This is a genomic window from Streptomyces sp. HUAS MG91 (assembly GCF_040529335.1).
Classification (GTDB): domain Bacteria; phylum Actinomycetota; class Actinomycetes; order Streptomycetales; family Streptomycetaceae; genus Streptomyces; species Streptomyces tabacisoli.
The window spans coordinates 5,697,279-5,714,916 of the sequence record NZ_CP159534.1 but is presented as its reverse complement, the minus strand read 5'-3'; the positions used below and the strand labels follow the sequence as shown (position 1 = coordinate 5,714,916).

Sequence of the window (17,638 nt, the reverse complement as noted above, 5' to 3'; positions counted from 1 at the left end):
GTGTCAGTAAGGGGTGATCACTTACCGAACACGAACGGCATAACGATGCCGATGAGGGCGAGCGCCTCACAGAAGGCGAAGCCCAGGATCTGGTTGGCGCGGATCAGACCAGCGGCTTCGGGCTGGCGGGCGAGCGCCTCGGTGCCCTTACCGAAGACGATGCCGACGCCGATGCCGGGGCCGATGGCGGCAAGGCCGTAACCGATCGAACCAGTGGAGCCGTGGAGGCCTTCGGCGGCGAGGGTCTGGAGAGCGGACATGCCGGTTCTTCCTTCTCTTTCAAGGGCCGGTGGGGGTTGGCCACCGGACGAATCGGGGGTACTGCGGGGCGGGTTGGCTCAGTGGTGCTCGGCGAGCGCGCCCTGGATGTACGAGCAGGCGAGGAGCACGAAGACGTACGCCTGGACCGCCTGCACGAAAAGCTCGAAGAGGATCATGACGATCGTCATGACGAAGGAGACGCCCGCGGCCGGGATCATCCAGCCGTTCAGCAGGTACCAGGAGGCGACCGTGAACATCACGAGCATGAGGTGGCCGGCGAACATGTTGGCGAACAGTCGCACCGCGTGGGTGAACGGACGGACCAGCAGGTTCGAGAAGAACTCGATGAACGAGACGAGCCACTTGATCGGGCCGAGCGAGGCGTCGTAGCCGACGATGTTCTTCCAACCGCCCACGAAGCCGTGGCGCTTGAAGGTCAGCGAGACCCAGAGAACGTAGACGATCAGGGCCAGGACGGCCGGGTACGCGATGACCGAGGCGACCGGGAACTGCGCCAGCGGGATCACGGACCACACGTTCATGATCCACACGAAGAAGAACAGCGAGACCATGAGCGGGACGTACTTCTCGCCCTCGCGCTTGCCGAGCGTCTCGTAGACGATGCTGCGGCGCACGAAGTCGTAACCGGCCTCGGCGATCATCTGGGTCTTGCCCGGGACCACCTTGGCGCGGCCGAACGCGGCGTAGAAGAAGCTCACGACCACGAGGGAGGTCAGCAGGGCGAGGAGCATCACCTTGTTGAACTCGAACCCGCCGACGGTGAACATCGGCTGGAAGAGGAAGGAGTGCAGGCCCGGCGCCGGGAAGCCACACCCGTTGTCGGACATGATCCGACAGCTCCAGTCAAACGCGAGCTGGGTCGTGTCAGCACTCACCGCGGGCTCCTTCGGCGTGACGCATAAGTACGGCAACCTCGTTGTGTCGGTGCGGCGCGCAGCCGCGGGTCGGCACCGGTCTGGTGTTTCGGGTGTGGGGGCGGCGGGCAGGCTTTGAGCCTCGCGATCGTGCAGGCGTCAGCTCGAATGCCCGCGCCCGCGATGCCGCAGTTGGCACCGGACGATAGCAGTAACTCAACCGCCCCTTTATCGCGCCCCTACCCTTCACGACGAAGACCCGGTCTTCTCAGGGTTCTCGCTCTTGTCAGAGCCGTTCGTCGTATCGGGATCGACGTAGAAGACCTTCGCCTTGAGGTGGGCACGGGCCTGAAAACCCATCCACACGACGGTCACGGCCACGAGGGTGGCGGCGAAGGCCCGGGGGTTGAACAGCGTGGTGTTCTTGAAGACAGCCACGAAGATCAGAAGCAGCAGGAGCTGGGCGACGTAGAGCATCATGCCCATCGCCTGGAACAGCTGCGGAAGCGATTTTGCCGTCCGATACAGAACGATTTGCCCGATCCCCATGAACGCGATGACGAGCAGCGTGCCGACCACCGCACCGATGACACCCTTGCCGCCCGCAAGCACACCACTGATCACCGCGGCAATCACGCCGGCGATGGCGGTGGGTACGAGGGCCTGCAAAAGGGTCCGTGCGTCGTTGGACGGCATGGCGGCAGCTCCGCTTATTGATGGGGGCAGGGTGTCGTCATGGACGAGCGTAGTCCGGGGCCGAGAGGGAATTTCGGGCCAAGGGACCGTCGCACTCCGGTCTTTCGGCTCTATCCCCGGGTTTCGTGAACGGTATCACAAACTATTTGATGCGGTCTTTACCTAGATGGTGTGCTCGCTGTCACACATGAGAGTGACAGTGCGCGTCTGCGCGCCTACGCCATCAACTTGTCTGGTATTGGGGCCTTTTGGCACGCCGCGTCAGCGCGACGAACCAGCCTTCCGCCGATCGGTGAAGCGCGAACGGGCGCCAATTGCCGTCGCTCCGTTGACTCCTGCGGGAATCGGCGTGCGATCGCCTTCGCCGCTTTCGTCTTCTTCGCGCTTTTCGTCACGCATGTCCGTGGCGGACACCTCACCCGCGGAGGTGGCCGACGCCTCCCCGGCGGTGGCCCGGCGGCGCCGGTAGCGCGGCGGCACGAGACGCTCCGCCCAGCGCGGGGTGTGCGGCGTGAAGCGCGGCAACAGCAGCAGCACCAGACCGACGAAGCTCAGGGCGACGACGCCGAGCATGACCCACATCCCGGACGCGGAGTGCACCGAGTACGCGACCGCGCCGAAGGCGATGAGCGCCGACCAGAAGTACATGATCAGCACCGCGCGGGAGTGCGAGTGACCGATCTCCAGGAGCCGGTGGTGCAGGTGCCCGCGGTCGGCGGCGAACGGCGACTGCCCGTTCCACGTGCGGCGCACGATCGCGAGGACCAGGTCCGCGAACGGGATCGCGATGATCGTCAGCGGCATCACCAGCGGGATGAAGACCGGGAGCATCGCGTGGGTGGCGTCCCGGGTCGAGCCGCCCAGGTTCAGCTTCAGGGCGTCCGGGTCGACCTGGCCCGTGATGGAGATGGCGCCCGCGGCGAGCACGAGCCCGATCAGCATCGACCCCGAGTCGCCCATGAAGATGCGCGCCGGATGCATGTTGTGCGGCAGGAAGCCCAGGCACATACCCATCAGGATCGCCGCGAAGAGCGTGGCGGGGGCCGCCGACTCGATGCCGTAGCCGTACCAGATCCGGTACGCGTACAGGAAGAACGCCGCCGCAGCGATGCAGACCATGCCGGCCGCGAGCCCGTCGAGGCCGTCGACGAAGTTCACGGCGTTGATCGTGATGACCACGAGCGCGACGGTGAGCAGCGTGCCCTGCCACTGGGTCAGGGAGACCGTGCCGACGCCGGGGATCGGCAGCCACAGGATCGTCAGACCCTGCATGACCATGACGCCCGCGGCGATCATCTGGCCGCCCAGCTTGATCAGGGCGTCGATCTCGAACTTGTCGTCCAGGACGCCGATCAGCCAGATCAGCGCGGCACCCGACAGCAGGGCTCTCGGCTCGTTCGACGAATCGAAGACCTGGTCCAGGTTGCTCAGGTGGTCGGCGACCAGCAGACCCGCGCACAGGCCGAAGAACATGGCGATACCGCCGAGCCGCGGCGTGGGCTCCCGGTGCACGTCACGTGCCCGGATCTCCGGCATGGCGCCGGCCACGATCGCGAACTTCCGCACCGGGCCTGTGAGCAGATAGGTCACCGCGGCCGTGATGCAGAGCGTCAGCAGGTATTCACGCACGGGCTTCCCCACAGGTATCGCTGGCCATCTCAGCCCCACACCCTAGCTTCGTGTGCATGGGGTCGGGGACTTACGGGTAGCGACGATCGTTGCACGAGTGACGGTTCCGGCCCGCACCGCCACCGCTCCGCCCGTGCGTCTACCCCTCATCCGCCCGGATACGGGGGAAATCTCCGGGCCAGTTCACGGACCTCCTCGCGGACGGCGCGTACGTCGAAGGCGTCGCGCACGACACCCGAGAGGAGCACCGCGATGCGGGCCATCTCGGTCTCGCCCATGCCCTGGGTGGTGACGGCGGCGGTGCCCAGGCGCAGGCCGCGGCCCTCGCCGTACGGCAGCGCGCAGGTGTCCAGGACCATGCCCGCCGAGGCCAGCCGGCCGCGGGCGGTGCGTCCGTCGACGCCGACGCCGTCGCCGAGCGGCGCGGGGTCGACGGTGACCAGATGGGTGTCGGTGCCGCCCGTGGTGACGGCGAACCCCTCCGCCTCCAGGGCCGCGGCCAGCACCCGGGCGTTGGCGACGACCTGGTGCGCGTACCCCGTGAAGGCGGGGGTGGCCGCCTCGCCGAACGCGACGGCCTTGGCGGCGATGGTGTGCATCTGGGCGCCGCTCTGCGTGAACGGGAAGACCGCCCGGTCCACCCGGTCCGCCAGCTCGGCGCCGCACAGCAGCATGCCGCCGCGCGGGCCGCGCAGCACCTTGTGCGTGGTGGCGCAGACGATGTCGGCGTACGGGACCGGGTTCGGGGCCGCTCCCCCGGCGACGAGCCCGATGGGGTGCGCGGCGTCCGCGATGAGGTGCGCGCCCACGTCGTCGGCGATGTCCCGGAAGGCGGCGTAGTCGATGTGCCGGGGATAGGAGATCGAGCCGCAGACGATCGCCTTGGGGCGGTGGGCGCGGGCCAGCGCGCGGACCTCGTCGAGGTCGATGAGCCCGGTCTCGGGATCGACGCCGTAGGACACGAAGTCGAACCAGCGGCCCGAGAAGTTGGCAGGTGAGCCGTGGGTGAGGTGGCCGCCCGCGGCCAGGCCCATCGCCAGGACGGTGTCTCCGGGGCGCAGCAGGACCGCGTAGGCGGCCAGCACGGCCGACGAGCCGGAATGTGCCTGTACGTTGACGTGCGCGGCCCCGAAGAGGGCCTGGGCGCGCTCCACGGCCATCCGCTCGGCCACGTCGACGATCTCGCAGCCGCCGTGGTGACGGGCGCCGGGATAGCCCTCCGCGTACTTGTTGGCGAGCGGTGAGCCGAGGGCGGCCAGGACGGCGGGCGAGACGAAGTTCTCGGCGGCGATCAGCTGGAGGCCGTCCGCCTGCCGCTCGGCCTCTCCGAGGATGACCTCGGCGAGCTCGGGATCCTGGCGGCGCAGTGCTTCGAGCGCGTCGGGTTCACTGATCACCGGCATGTGCGGCTCCGGGCCTCGCGGAGGGCTGTGTGTCTCACAGCCTAGATCCGAGGCCCGAAAGGGGCGCGGGGAAGCGTCGATGTGCGGCTCCGCCGCGGCACCTACTTGGGTACGCCCGTGAGGGCCGAGACCACCGGATCCAGCGCCTCGCTGATCTCCGAGCCGACCGACCGGAAGAACGGCAGCGGCGCCCCGTACGGGTCGTACACCTCGTCGGCCTCGACGCTCGGCGCGAGAAGCCACCCGCGTAGAGCGGCCGCGGCCCGCACCAGGGACCGCGCGCGCTCGACCACACCGGCCTCGACCGGGTCGGGCAGGGTCGCCGGGTCTATGGCCCGCACGAGCCGGGTGAACTCCTTGAGGGTGAACGTGCGCAGGCCCGCGCTGTGCCCCATGGAGATGACCTGGGCACGGTGGTCGCGGGTCGCGGTCAGCACCAGGTCGGCTCTTATGACGTGGTCGTCGAGGAGCTCGCGCCCCACGAAGCCGGAGGCGTCCGCGCCGAAGTCCGCCAGGACCGCCTCGGCGTTGGCCTCCATGGGGGCACCCTCGTGGCCCCAGGTTCCCGCGCTCTCCACGATGAGCCCGCCGGCCACCCGCTCGCCGAGCCGGGCCGCGAGGGCATGCCGGGTCAGCCGCTCGGTGATCGGCGAGCGGCAGACGTTTCCGGTGCTGACGTGGAGGATGCGGAAGGAGTCGCCGGGGAGCACCAGAGGCTCCCCGTACGGGATGGACTCGGTGCCTATGCCACGCCCCGTCTCAGGGGCTGTCAATTCGCCACCTCGAGGTCGGGTACCACCTTGCGCAGCTCGTCGGCGCTGAGCGCGCCCGCGCGCAGCAGGACCGGCACGGGACCGGTCACGTCGACGATGGAGGAGGGGATGTTGCCGGGGGTGGGGCCGCCGTCGAGGTAGACGGAGACGGAGTCGCCGAGCATCTCCTGCGCGGCGTCGCAGGTCTCGGGCGAGGGGTGTCCGGTGAGGTTCGCCGAGGACAGGGCCAGCGGGCCGACCTCGGTGAGCAGTTCGATGGCGACGGGGTGCAGCGGCATGCGCACCGCGACGGTGCCCCGGGTCTCGCCGAGGTCCCACTGGAGCGACGGCTGGTGCTTGGCGACGAGGGTGAGGCCGCCCGGCCAGAAGGCGTCGACCAGCTCCCAGGCCAGCTCGGAGAAGTCCGTGACGAGGCCGTGCAGGGTGTTCGGGGAGGGGATGACCACCGGGGTGGGCATGTTGCGGCCGCGGCCCTTGGCCTCCAGCAGGTCACCGACCGACTCCGGCGAGAACGCGTCGGCGCCGATGCCGTAGACGGTGTCGGTGGGGAGTACGACCAGCTCGCCGCGGCGGACGGCGGACGCGGCTTCGCGCAGACCGGTGATGCGGTCGGTCGCGTCGTTGGTGTCGTAACGCCGTGCCATTTAGCGGGCCTCCTGCTCAAGTACGTAACGGGGATCGGTCACGGCGTCGCCCTGCGGGCGGTCGCGAACCGCGGCCGGTTGTTGAGGTCCGGGTGGTCTGCGGCATCCGCCCAGCCCCGCTCCTCGGTGAAGATCCACGGCACCTGGCCGCCCTGGGTGTCGGCGTGCTCGATGACGACGACGCCGCCGGGGCGCAGGAGACGGTGGGCGGTGCGCTCGATGCCGCGGATCAGGTCGAGGCCGTCCTCGCCGGAGAACAGGGCGAGGTCGGGGTCGTAGTCGCGGGCCTCGGGCGCCACGTACTCCCACTCGGTGAGCGGGATGTAGGGCGGGTTGGAGACGACGAGGTCGACCTGGCCGTCGAGGTCGTGGAAGGCGTCCAGAGCGTCTCCCTGGCGCAGGTCGACCCTGGACCCCTCGACGTTCTTCCGCGTCCATTTGAGGGCGTCCTCGGACAGCTCCACGGCGTGCACGCGCGAGCGCGGCACCTCCTGCGCGAGCGCGAGGGCGATGGCGCCGGAGCCGGTGCACAGATCGACGATCAGCGGCTCGACGACGTCCATGGCGCGCACGGCGTCTATGGCCCACCCGACGACCGACTCCGTCTCGGGGCGCGGCACGAAGACGCCGGGCCCGACCTGGAGTTCCAGGTAGCGGAAGTAGGCGAGCCCGGTGATGTGCTGGAGCGGCTCGCGCGCCTCGCGGCGGGCGATGACCTCCCAGTACCGGGCGTCGAAGTCACGGTCCTTGACGGTGTGCAGCTCGCCCCGCTTGACGCCGTGCACGAACGCGGCGAGCTCCTCCGCGTCGTTGCGCGGCGAGGGCACGCCGGCGTCGGCCAGCCGCTGGGTGGCCTGGGCCACTTCCGCGAGCAGCAGGTTCACGCTGGTCCTCCGGGGCTGAGCTGTGTGCGTGGGGGTCTTACGCGGCGGCGAGCTTGGCGGCCGAGTCCGCGTCGACGCACGCCTGGATGACGGCGTCGAGGTCGCCGTCGAGCACCTGGTCCAGGTTGTAGGCCTTGAAGCCCACGCGGTGGTCCGAGATGCGGTTCTCCGGGAAGTTGTAGGTACGGATCTTCTCGGAGCGGTCGACGGTGCGGACCTGGCTGCGGCGGGCGTCCGCGGCTTCCTTCTCCGCTTCCTCCTGCGCCGCTGCGAGGAGCCTGGAGCGCAGGATACGCATCGCCTGCTCCTTGTTCTGCAGCTGGCTCTTCTCGTTCTGGCAGGAAGCGACGACGCCGGTGGGGATGTGCGTGATGCGCACGGCGGAGTCGGTCGTGTTGACGGACTGGCCGCCGGGGCCCGACGAGCGGTACACGTCGATGCGCAGGTCGTTGGCGTGGATCTCGACGTCGACCTCCTCGGCCTCGGGCGTGACGAGCACGCCGGCGGCGGAGGTGTGGATGCGGCCCTGCGACTCGGTCGAGGGCACACGCTGCACGCGGTGCACGCCGCCCTCGTACTTCAGGCGGGCCCAGACGCCCTGGCCGGGCTCGGTCGCGCCGTTGCCGCCCTTGGTCTTCACGGCGACCTGGACGTCCTTGTAGCCGCCCAGTTCGGACTCGGTGGCGTCGATGATCTCGGTCTTCCAGCCGACGCGCTCGGCGTACCGCAGATACATGCGCAGCAGGTCGCCGGCGAACAGGGCGGACTCGTCGCCGCCCGCGCCGGCCTTGACCTCGAGGATGACGTCCTTGTCGTCGGAGGGGTCGCGGGGCACCAGCAGAAGCCGCAGCTTCTCGGTGATCTCCTCGCGCGACTTCTCCAGCTCCTTGACCTCGGCGGCGAAGTCGGGGTCGTCGGCGGCGAGCTCCCGGGCCGTCTCGATGTCGTCCCCGGTCTGCTTCCAGGAGCGGTACGTCGAGACGATCGGGGTCAGCTCGGCGTAGCGCTTGTTCAGCTTGCGCGCGTTGGCCTGGTCGGCGTGGACCGACGGGTCAGCGAGCTTCTTCTCCAGATCGGCGTGCTCACCGATCAGGTCCTCGACGGCCTCGAACATCTCCGGCTCCTGCTGGTACGGGGGTCAAAAAAAGGGGCTGCACCGCAAAGCGCCGGTCCCGGTGTCCCCGCGGAAAACAGGGACACCGGAGACCGGCGCTGGAGCCTCGCTACTTCTTGGCAGCGGCAGCCTTGCCGAAGCGGGCCTCGAAGCGGGCCACACGGCCACCGGTGTCGAGGATCTTCTGCTTGCCCGTGTAGAACGGGTGGCACTCGGAGCAGACCTCGGCACGGATGGTGCCGGAGTCGATGGTGCTCCGCGTGGTGAACGACGCGCCACAGGTGCAGCTGACCTGCGTCTCGACGTACTCGGGGTGGATGTCGCGCTTCAAGGTGTCTCCTAGGTTCGGGAGGGCGCCGGGTCGCCGCCGCGGATTGCGGGAGCGTGAACCGGAGCCGACGTACCAGTCTGCCAGCACTGGCCGCATCCCCCAAAACCGGGGTGGGGCCGGAAGTATTCCCCGCTACTTCACGACGCCGTCGGCCTGGCCGGTGGCGGTGCCCTCGCCGGCCGACTTCGGGATGGTCCGGTCGGCCTTGAGCGCCTTCCAGACCTGGTCGGCCTTGGCCTGGTCGACCAGGACGCGGTTGGCGTCCGCGGTGTCGTACTGCACCGGCAGCGTGACCATGTTCATGTCGTTCGAGCCGATGCCCTTGAGCCCGTTCGCGAACGAGGCCAGGTCCTTCACCGAGGCGAGGTCCGAGTCCGTGGTCACGGACTTGGTGGCGGTGTTCGCGAGGTCGTACAGCTTCTTGGGGTTGGTGAAGACGCCGACGCTCTTCAGCTGGTCCATGAGGGCCTTCATGAACGCCTGCTGGAGCTGGATGCGGCCCAGGTCGCTGCCGTCGCCGACGCCGTGCCGGGTGCGGACGAGGCCGAGGGCCTGCTTGCCGTCGAGCGTGTGGGTGCCCGCGTCGAGCGTGAGGTGGCTGTCGGGGTCGTCGATCGCCTTGGTGGTGGTGACATCGACGCCGCCGAGGTCGTCGATGAGCTGCTCGAAGCCGCTGAAGTCGACCTCGACGTAGTGGTCCATGCGGATGCCGGTCACCGACTCGACGGTCTTGACCGCGCAGGCCGCGCCGCCCGTCGAGTAGGCGGAGTTGAACATGACCTGGCGGGCCGCCTGGTGCACGGTGCCGTCGGCTGCGGTGCACTCGGGCCGGTCGATGAGCGTGTCCCTGGGTATGGAGACCACGCCGGCCTTCTTGTGGCCCTTGTAGATGTGGACGATCATCGCGGTGTCGGAGCGGGCCGAGCCGTCGTCCTGCCCGCCGCCGGCCTTCTTGTTGGCCCCGGCGCGGCTGTCGGAGCCGAGGACCAGGATGTCCTGCGAGCCGTTGTCCACGTTCTGCGGGCGGTCCGTGCCCAGCGCCGCGTTGATGTCCACGCTCTTGATGTTGCCGTCGAGCTTGAAGTAGACGTACCCGAGACCGGTACCGCCGAGGACGACGATGCCCGCCGCGCTCCATGCCGCTACGCGCAGCGCCTTACTGCGTCCGCTGCGCGGCTTGCGGCGGCGCCCCTTGGCGCGTCGGCGCCCGGGCGTGCTGTCACGGTCCGGCATCTGTCCCTCGCTGGGTCTGTCAGCTCCACTGTGGCCCTCACCTGGTGTGACGGCGAATCGCCAAGAAGGGTTGCACAGCCAACTGTCTCCGCAGCGAACACTTCTCCTTACGGAACGTAACGGGACTAAGGTCCCTAACCCCTCCCACCTGCGCTTTTGCCCGTGCCCCCTACATGCTTCACAAAGGGCCCGAATTCTTATGCATGTGGTGAAGGTCTCCGGGGACCGGGACGAAAAGGGCTGGGCCCCGCCGCACGAAGCGGCGGGGCCCAGCCCTGAAGGACGTACGACGATCAGTCGTTGCCGTTGCCCGGCGTCGGCGTCGTCTTCTGGATCTGGAGCAGGAACTCCGCGTTGGACTTCGTCTGCTTCATCTTGTCGAGCAGCAGCTCGATCGCCTGCTGCTGGTCGAGCGCGTGCAGCACGCGGCGCAGCTTCCAGGTGATGGCGAGCTCGTCGCTGCCGAGCAGGATCTCTTCCTTGCGGGTGCCGGACGCGTCGACGTCCACCGCCGGGAAGATGCGCTTGTCGGCGAGCTTGCGGTCGAGCTTGAGCTCGGCGTTGCCCGTGCCCTTGAACTCCTCGAAGATCACCTCGTCCATGCGGGACCCGGTGTCGACGAGCGCGGTGGCGAGGATGGTCAGCGAGCCGCCGTCCTCGATGTTGCGCGCGGCGCCGAAGAAGCGCTTCGGGGGGTACAGGGCCGTCGAGTCGACACCACCGGACAGGATGCGGCCGGAGGCCGGGGCGGCGAGGTTGTACGCGCGGCCCAGACGGGTGATCGAGTCGAGCAGCACGACGACGTCGTGACCCAGCTCCACGAGACGCTTGGCGCGCTCGATGGCCAGCTCGGCGACGGTCGTGTGGTCCTCGGCCGGACGGTCGAAGGTCGAGGAGATGACCTCGCCCTTGACCGACCGCTGCATGTCGGTGACCTCTTCCGGACGCTCGTCGACCAGGACGACCATCAGGTGGCACTCGGGGTTGTTGTGCGTGATCGCGTTGGCGATCGCCTGCATGATCATGGTCTTGCCGGTCTTCGGCGGGGCCACGATCAGACCGCGCTGGCCCTTGCCGATCGGCGCGACAAGGTCGATGATCCGGGTCGTGAGCACGCCCGGGTCGGTCTCCAGGCGGAGCCGGTCCTGCGGGTAGAGCGGGGTGAGCTTGTTGAACTCCGGGCGTCCGCGGCCGGATTCGGCCCCCATGCCGTTCGCCGAGTCGAGGCGGACCAGCGCGTTGAACTTCTCGCGGCGCTCGCCCTCCTTGGGCTGGCGCACGGCACCGGTGACGTGGTCACCCTTGCGCAGGCCGTTCTTGCGGACCTGGGCCAGCGACACGTAGACGTCGTTGGGACCGGGGAGGTAGCCCGACGTACGGATGAACGCGTAGTTGTCGAGGATGTCGAGGATGCCGGCGACGGGGATCAGCACGTCGTCGTCGGACACCTGCGGCTCGTTGCCGAAGCCCTCGTCGCGGCCACGGCGGCCACGGCGGTCGCGGTAGCGCCCGCGCCGGCCACGACGGCCGCCCGCCTCGTCGTCGAAGTCGTCCTGCGGGCCGTTGTTGCGGTCCTGGCGGCCACCCTGCTGCTGGCGGTTGCCACCGCCGCCCTGGTCCTTGTTGCCGCCGCCGTCCTGGCCGCCGTCACCCTTGCCGCCCCGGCGGTCACGGTCGCGGCCACCGCGGTCCCGACGGTCGCGGCGCTCGCGCCGGCCCTCGTTGCCGCCGTTGTCCTGGCCGTTGTCGCCGCCCTGGCCGCCGTCCTGCTTGGACTCGGCCTTGGCCTCGGCGGTGACCGTCTCCGGGCTGCCCGCCTCGGCGGTCGCGCGCCGGCGGCGGCGCTCACCCGCGGGCTGCTCGTCCCCGGCACCCTGGCCCGGGATGTCGATCTGCTGCTGGGCGACGGCCTTCTTCGCCTTCACAGCACCCGACTCGGCCTTCTCGGCCTTGGCGGCGCCGGACTCGGCCTTCTCCGCCTTGGTGTCGGCCGCGGGCTCGTCGCCGGTACGGGCCTTCGAGGTGGCCCGGCGCTTCGGCTTGGCCTCGGCGGTGTCGGCGCTCTTCGCCGGGGCACCGCCACCGGCCTGCGCCTCCTTGATGACCTCGATCAGCTGGCTCTTGCGCATCCGCGCAGTCCCCCTGATACCGAGGCCCGATGCGACCTGCTGCAGCTCGGCCAGCACCATGCCGTCGAGGCCGGTACCGCGGCGCCGCCGGGCAGGCGTAGCAGAGGCGTCCCCTGCAGACGCTGCGGGCGCGGCAGCGGAGCTGTCGGCAGTCACGCCCATCAGATCGGTGGTGTCGCTCACGAAGGGTCCTTCCCTGGAGCGGACGTCGGCCTGTCTGGCTCGGCGACCGGTTGTGCTGTCCGGCGGTGGTCCTCTCGGTACGGACCGTGCCGGGGCGGTTGTCCGCCGAAGAGGCGGAAGAATTCATTGGTGGCAGCGATTCCGGATTCCGCGGGTGCACTGAATTTCCGTGTCACGCGGAACGGTCACGCCGGTTCCGGAGCAAGCTCGGCAACGTTCAGCGCGAGCTGTCGACAGGCGACGGCATCGCGATGAATTGCTGGGGAGGCTCCCGGAAGAATGGTTGTCCCGGACGGGGACACACAGCACCTCGCCATGGTGGGGTCGGGTGCAGGTTTGAGGTTAACACTACCGGATCCAACAAACATTCCCCCTCTCTCATCCGGCAACCGTGTGTCAGGAGCCAAGCGGCAGCACGCTCGCTCCGTCGACGTCGAGGGCCAGGCGATTGGCCGCCCATCCCTCTCCGGCCAGCCGGGCGACCTTGTCGGCCGCGCCGTCCTCCACCAGGGCGAGGACCGTCGGCCCCGCCCCGGAGATCACTGCGGGGACACCGTCCGCCCGCAGCCGCTCCACGAGGGCGGCGCTCTCCGGCATGGCCGGAGCGCGGTACTCCTGGTGAAGTCGGTCTTCAGTGGCCGGCAGCAGCAGCTCGGGGCGCCGGGTGAGGGCCTCGACGAGCAGGGCCGCCCGGCCCGCGTTGGCCGCGGCGTCCACATGGGGGACGCTGCGCGGCAGGAGTCCTCGCGCCATCTCGGTGAGGACGGGTTTCCCGGGGACGAAAACCACCGGAACGATGGAATCCGCGGCGTCCAGGCGGATCGCCCGGCCCGCGCCGCTCTCCATCCAGGCGATGGTGAAGCCGCCGAGCAGGCAGGGCGCCACGTTGTCCGGGTGGCCCTCGATCTCGGTGGCGAGTTCCAGCAGCGCGGCGTCGTCGAGCCGGGTGTCGCCGCCTATGGTCACGGCGCGCGCGGCGACGACGGCCGCGACGATGGCGGCCGAGGACGAGCCGAGGCCGCGGCCGTGCGGGATGCGGTTCGCGCAGACGATCTCCAGGCCGCGCGGCTGTCCGCCGAGCGCGTCGAAGGCGGTGCGCAGGGCCCGTACGAGCAGATGGGACTCGTCGCGCGGCAGGGTCTCGGAGCCCTCACCCGCGATGTCGATGTTCAGCCCGGAGTCGGCGACCCTGACGACCACGTCGTCGTAGAGCCCCAGCGACAGGCCGAGGCTGTCGAAGCCCGGGCCGAGATTGGCGCTGGTGGCGGGGACGCGCACCCTGACGGCGGCGGCGCGGAACGCGGGACCGGCCATCGCTCGATGACTCTCCTTGAGCTGCGGGATGTTTCGAGAACTTCCGAGACTTCCGATGTTTTATGAGGCACCCGGGCCGCGAACGACGGAATCAGAAGAGAAAACGACGGAACGGCGGCGGCACCGCTGCATATGCGGTGGGCGGGTTCGGTACAGCCTATCGAAGGAAGGTTCTGTGGCGACATAGGGCGCACAGGAGGCGCACGATGCGTGTCGTAAGCCCCCTGTGCACCCTGTATGCGCAGAGGTCCGGTTGACGGTGTGTCAGCGCCGGAGGAGGACTCAGGCGAGGCCGAGCCGCTCGGCGGCGGCGGCCGCGTCGACCGGGACGGTGACCGGCTGCGGGGCGCCCGCGACGGCCCAGTCCGGGTCCTTCAGGCCGTTGCCCGTCACGGTGCAGACGATCTTCTGGCCCTTGTCGACCTTGCCCTGCTCGGCGGCCTTCAGCAGACCGGCGACGGACGCGGCGGACGCCGGCTCGACGAAGACACCCTCCTGGGACGCCAACAGCTTGTAGGCGCGCAGGATCTCACGGTCCGTCACCTCGTCGATGAAACCGCCGGACTCGTCACGCGCGGCGAGCGCGTGCTGCCACGACGCCGGGTTCCCGATGCGGATTGCGGTCGCGATCGTCGAGGGGTCCTTGACGACCTCGCCGCGCACGATCGGCGCGGAGCCGGAGGCCTGGAAGCCCCACATGCGAGGAGTACGCGAAGACACCGAGTCGGCGGCGTACTCCTTGTAGCCCTTCCAGTAGGCCGTGATGTTGCCCGCGTTGCCGACCGGGAGGACGTGGATGTCGGGCGCGTCGCCGAGCGCGTCCACGATCTCGAACGAGGCCGTCTTCTGGCCCTCGATGCGGAACGGGTTGACGGAGTTGACCAGCGCCACCGGGTAGTTCTCGGAGAGGCTGCGGGCCAGGTTCAGGCAGTCGTCGAAGTTGCCGTCGACCTGGAGGATCTTCGAGCCGTAGACCAGCGCCTGGCCCATCTTGCCGAGCGCGATCTTGCCGCGGGGCACGAGCACGGCGCAGACCATGCCCGCCCGCACGGCGTACGCGGCCGCGCTGGCCGACGTATTGCCGGTGGAGGCGCAGATGACGGCCTGCGCGCCCTCCTCCTTGGCCTTGGTGATGGCCATGGTCATGCCGCGGTCCTTGAAGGAGCCGGTGGGGTTGGCGCCCTCGACCTTCAGGTGGACCTCGCAGCCGAGGCGCTCGGAGAGGACCTGCGCGGGCACGAGCGGCGTGCCGCCCTCGCGCAGCGTCACGACCGGCGTGGTGTCGGTCACCGGGAGCCGGTCCCGGTACTCCTCGATGATGCCGCGCCACTGGTGGGTCATTCCGGTCATCCCTGCTACTCCCCTTCAACACGCATGATGCTGGCGACACCGCGCACGGTGTCGAGCTGACGCAGCGCGTCCACGACCCCGGTGAGGGCCGCGTCCGCCGCGCGATGGGTGACGACGACGAGGGAGGCCTCGCCGTCCTTCCCCGACTGGCGCACGGTGTCGATGGAGACGCCGTGCTCGGCGAAGACCGTCGCCACCTGCGCGAGAACGCCGGGCTTGTCGGCCACGTCGAGGCTGATGTGGTACCGCGTCACGACGTCGCCCATCGGGGAGACGGGCAGCTGCGTGTACGCGGAGTCGCCGGGTCCGGTCGCGCCGCCCAGCCGGTTGCGGCAGACGGCGACGAGGTCGCCCAGGACGGCGGACGCGGTCGGCGAGCCGCCGGCGCCGGGCCCGTAGAACATCAGCTGGCCCGCGGCGTCGGCCTCGACGAACACGGCGTTGTACGCGCCGCGCACGGAGGCCAGCGGGTGGCTCAGCGGGATCATCGCCGGGTGCACGCGGGCGGTGACGGACTGGCCGTCGGCGGCCCGCTCGCAGATGGCGAGCAGCTTGATGGTGCAGCCCATTTCCTTCGCGGACGCGAAGTCGGCGGCGGTCACCTCGGTCATGCCCTCGCGGTACACGTCGTCGAGACGTACGCGCGTGTGGAAGGCGATCCCGGCGAGGATGGCGGCCTTGGCGGCGGCGTCGAAGCCCTCGACGTCGGCGGTCGGGTCGGCCTCGGCGTACCCGAGGGCGGTCGCCTCGTCGAGCGCCTCCTGGTACCCGGCGCCGGTCGAGTCCATCTTGTCGAGGATGAAGTTCGTCGTGCCGTTCACGATCCCGAGGACGCGGTTGACCTTGTCGCCCGCGAGGGACTCGCGCAGCGGCCGGATCAGCGGGATGGCGCCCGCGACGGCGGCTTCGTAGTACAGGTCGCGCCCGTGCTCGGCGGCGGCCGCGTGCAGGGCCTCGCCGTCCTGGGCGAGCAGCGCCTTGTTGGCGGAGACGACGGAGGCGCCGTGCTCGAAGGCGGTGGTGATGAGGGTGCGGGCGGGCTCGATCCCTCCGATGACTTCGACGACCACGTCGATGTCGCCGCGTTTGACGAGCGCGGTGGCGTCCGTGGTCACGAGGGCGGGGTCGATCCCCTCGCGGACCTTGGAGGGACGGCGGACGGCGACGCCGGCGAGCTCGACCGGGGCCCCGATGCGGGCGGCGAGGTCGTCGGCGTGCGTCGTCATGATGCGCGCCACCTCTGAGCCGACGACCCCACAGCCCAGCAGCGCCACCTTCAGCGGACGCGTACGCATCATCCGACCTCGTTTCCTCTCCTACTGCGACATGGCACTACGCACCACATCCCTACGGTGGGTCCAGTCTCACTTACCGGACCGGGGATTCTGCCCCCGGTCCGGATGATGAGACAGATATTTCATTTATCCGACGTCGAGACGCAGGAGATCTTCCTCCGTCTCGCGCCGCACGATCACCCGGGCCTCGCCGTCGCGCACGGCGACGACGGGCGGGCGGAGCGCGTGGTTGTAGTTGCTGGCCATGGAGCGGCAGTACGCGCCCGTGGCCGGCACGGCGATGAGGTCGCCGGGCGCGACGTCCGCGGGCAGGAAGGCGTCCTTCACCACGATGTCGCCGCTCTCGCAGTGCTTGCCGACGACGCGCACGAGCACGGGCTCGGCGTCGGAGCGGCGGGAGACGAGCGCGACGGTGTACTCGGCGTCGTAGAGCGCGGTACGGATGTTGTCGGACATCCCGCCGTCCACGGACACGTACGTCCGCAGTCCGTCGAGCGGCTTGACGGTGCCGACGGTGTAGAGCGTGAAGGCGGTCGGGCCGACGATGGCGCGCCCCGGCTCGACGGAGATCCGCGGCGTCCGCAGCTGGGCGGCCTCGCACTCGCGGGTCACGATCTCGTTGAGCGCCTTGGCGATCTCGTGCGGCTCGCGGGGGTCGTCGTCGCTGGTGTACGCGATGCCGAGGCCGCCGCCGAGGTCGATCTCGGGCAGCTCGACGCCGTGCTCGTCGCGCACCTCGGCGAGCAGTCCGACGACGCGGCGCGCGGCGACCTCGAAGCCGGCCATGTCGAAGATCTGCGACCCGATGTGCGAGTGGATGCCGATGAGCTCGAGACCGTCGAGCTTGAGCGCACGTCGCACGGCTTCCGCCGCCTGCCCGCCCGCGAGCGCGATGCCGAACTTCTGGTCCTCGTGCGCGGTGGCGATGAACTCGTGGGTGTGCGCCTCGACGCCGACGGTCACCCGGATCTGCACGCGCTGCCGCTTGCCGAGCCGGTCGGCGATGTGGGCGACGCGGACGATCTCCTGGAAGGAGTCGAGGACGATGCGTCCGACGCCGGCGGCGACGGCGCGCTCGATCTCCTCCTCCGTCTTGTTGTTGCCGTGGAAGGCGATGCGCTCGGCGGGCATGCCGGCGGCGAGCGCGGTGGCGAGTTCCCCGCCGGAGCAGACGTCGAGGTTCAGCCCTTCCTCGTGCAGCCACCGCACGACGGCCCGGCTCAGGAACGCCTTCCCGGCGTAGAACACGTCGGCGTCCGGCCCGAAGGCGTCGCGCCAGGCGGCGCAGCGGGCGCGGAAGTCGGACTCGTCGAGGAAGTAGGCCGGGGTACCGAACTCCTCGGCGAGCCGGGCGACCTCGATACCGCCGACGGTGGTGCCGCCGTCGGCGGTGCGGGCCACGGTCCGCGACCAGACCTTGGGGTCGAGGACGTTGAGGTCGGTGGGCGGGGCGGCGTAGTGCCCCTCGGGCAGGACGTCGGCGTGCCGGGGGCCTGCGGGGTGTGCGGAACGGCTCATGGCTTC

General features: G+C 69.8%; 16 protein-coding genes. All 16 read right to left on the bottom strand.

All coding sequences use genetic code 11. The features are described 5' to 3' along the window. Positions 1–17: 17 nt before the first annotated feature. On the bottom strand, positions 18–260 hold the full coding sequence (gene atpE, locus ABII15_RS26205) for an ATP synthase F0 subunit C (protein ID WP_255975775.1): 243 nt from the start codon (positions 258–260) through the stop codon (positions 18–20). A 78-nt stretch (positions 261–338) separates the two neighbouring features. Then, positions 339–1,109, bottom strand: a complete 771-nt coding sequence (gene atpB, locus ABII15_RS26200) for a F0F1 ATP synthase subunit A (RefSeq protein ID WP_351451318.1) — start codon at positions 1,107–1,109, stop codon at positions 339–341. Positions 1,110–1,382: 273 nt separating this feature from the next. After that, complete coding sequence (locus ABII15_RS26195; RefSeq protein WP_353944728.1) at positions 1,383–1,832, bottom strand: hypothetical protein; 450 nt, start codon at positions 1,830–1,832, stop codon at positions 1,383–1,385. 261 nt (positions 1,833–2,093) lie between these two features. Next, the gene (locus tag ABII15_RS26190; RefSeq protein WP_353944727.1) at positions 2,094–3,461 is read right to left on the bottom strand and encodes an MraY family glycosyltransferase; all 1,368 of its coding nucleotides are present in this window, start codon (positions 3,459–3,461) and stop codon (positions 2,094–2,096) included. A gap of 146 nt (positions 3,462–3,607) precedes the next feature. Next, positions 3,608–4,864: a serine hydroxymethyltransferase gene (gene glyA / locus ABII15_RS26185; protein ID WP_353944726.1), complete on the bottom strand. Its 1,257-nt coding sequence runs from the start codon at positions 4,862–4,864 to the stop codon at positions 3,608–3,610. A gap of 101 nt (positions 4,865–4,965) precedes the next feature. Beyond that, the gene (locus ABII15_RS26180) at positions 4,966–5,595 is read right to left on the bottom strand and encodes a protein-tyrosine-phosphatase (protein ID WP_353947206.1); all 630 of its coding nucleotides are present in this window, start codon (positions 5,593–5,595) and stop codon (positions 4,966–4,968) included. Positions 5,596–5,633: 38 nt separating this feature from the next. Next, entirely contained in the window at positions 5,634–6,281 is a 648-nt protein-coding gene (locus tag ABII15_RS26175; RefSeq protein WP_353944725.1) for an L-threonylcarbamoyladenylate synthase, read from the bottom strand. Positions 6,282–6,319: 38 nt separating this feature from the next. Then, positions 6,320–7,165, bottom strand: coding sequence for a peptide chain release factor N(5)-glutamine methyltransferase (gene prmC, locus ABII15_RS26170; protein ID WP_353944724.1), 846 nt, complete (start codon positions 7,163–7,165; stop codon positions 6,320–6,322). Positions 7,166–7,202: 37 nt separating this feature from the next. After that, complete coding sequence (gene prfA / locus ABII15_RS26165) at positions 7,203–8,279, bottom strand: peptide chain release factor 1 (protein ID WP_353944723.1); 1,077 nt, start codon at positions 8,277–8,279, stop codon at positions 7,203–7,205. A gap of 109 nt (positions 8,280–8,388) precedes the next feature. Continuing rightward, positions 8,389–8,610 (bottom strand): 50S ribosomal protein L31, encoded by a 222-nt coding sequence (rpmE, locus tag ABII15_RS26160; RefSeq protein ID WP_018535357.1) that lies wholly within the window; start codon positions 8,608–8,610, stop codon positions 8,389–8,391. 132 nt (positions 8,611–8,742) lie between these two features. Further along, entirely contained in the window at positions 8,743–9,843 is a 1,101-nt protein-coding gene (locus tag ABII15_RS26155; RefSeq protein ID WP_353944722.1) for an LCP family protein, read from the bottom strand. 293 nt (positions 9,844–10,136) lie between these two features. Further along, positions 10,137–12,155, bottom strand: a complete 2,019-nt coding sequence (gene rho / locus ABII15_RS26150) for a transcription termination factor Rho (protein ID WP_353944721.1) — start codon at positions 12,153–12,155, stop codon at positions 10,137–10,139. 396 nt (positions 12,156–12,551) lie between these two features. Next, complete coding sequence (thrB, locus tag ABII15_RS26145; RefSeq protein WP_353944720.1) at positions 12,552–13,469, bottom strand: homoserine kinase; 918 nt, start codon at positions 13,467–13,469, stop codon at positions 12,552–12,554. 282 nt (positions 13,470–13,751) lie between these two features. Continuing rightward, positions 13,752–14,810, bottom strand: a complete 1,059-nt coding sequence (thrC, locus tag ABII15_RS26140) for a threonine synthase (protein WP_353947205.1) — start codon at positions 14,808–14,810, stop codon at positions 13,752–13,754. 14 nt (positions 14,811–14,824) lie between these two features. Continuing rightward, complete coding sequence (locus tag ABII15_RS26135) at positions 14,825–16,117, bottom strand: homoserine dehydrogenase (protein ID WP_353944719.1); 1,293 nt, start codon at positions 16,115–16,117, stop codon at positions 14,825–14,827. 123 nt (positions 16,118–16,240) lie between these two features. Further along, positions 16,241–17,632 (bottom strand): diaminopimelate decarboxylase, encoded by a 1,392-nt coding sequence (gene lysA / locus ABII15_RS26130; protein ID WP_353944718.1) that lies wholly within the window; start codon positions 17,630–17,632, stop codon positions 16,241–16,243. Positions 17,633–17,638 lie beyond the last annotated feature (6 nt).

What these genes read in the sequence shown, in the direction of transcription:
- ABII15_RS26135 (WP_353944719.1), bottom strand. Translation starts at nt 16,117, where the DNA reads ATGATGCGTACGCGTCCGCTGAAGGTGGCGCTGCTGGGCTGTGGGGTC.
- ABII15_RS26155 (WP_353944722.1), bottom strand. Translation starts at nt 9,843, where the DNA reads ATGCCGGACCGTGACAGCACGCCCGGGCGCCGACGCGCCAAGGGGCGC.
- ABII15_RS26195 (WP_353944728.1), bottom strand. Translation starts at nt 1,832, where the DNA reads ATGCCGTCCAACGACGCACGGACCCTTTTGCAGGCCCTCGTACCCACC.
- atpE (WP_255975775.1), bottom strand. Translation starts at nt 260, where the DNA reads ATGTCCGCTCTCCAGACCCTCGCCGCCGAAGGCCTCCACGGCTCCACT.
- thrB (WP_353944720.1), bottom strand. Translation starts at nt 13,469, where the DNA reads ATGGCCGGTCCCGCGTTCCGCGCCGCCGCCGTCAGGGTGCGCGTCCCC.
- lysA (WP_353944718.1), bottom strand. Translation starts at nt 17,632, where the DNA reads ATGAGCCGTTCCGCACACCCCGCAGGCCCCCGGCACGCCGACGTCCTG.
- glyA (WP_353944726.1), bottom strand. Translation starts at nt 4,864, where the DNA reads ATGCCGGTGATCAGTGAACCCGACGCGCTCGAAGCACTGCGCCGCCAG.
- atpB (WP_351451318.1), bottom strand. Translation starts at nt 1,109, where the DNA reads ATGTCCGACAACGGGTGTGGCTTCCCGGCGCCGGGCCTGCACTCCTTC.
- thrC (WP_353947205.1), bottom strand. Translation starts at nt 14,810, where the DNA reads ATGACCCACCAGTGGCGCGGCATCATCGAGGAGTACCGGGACCGGCTC.
- prfA (WP_353944723.1), bottom strand. Translation starts at nt 8,279, where the DNA reads ATGTTCGAGGCCGTCGAGGACCTGATCGGTGAGCACGCCGATCTGGAG.
- ABII15_RS26175 (WP_353944725.1), bottom strand. Translation starts at nt 6,281, where the DNA reads ATGGCACGGCGTTACGACACCAACGACGCGACCGACCGCATCACCGGT.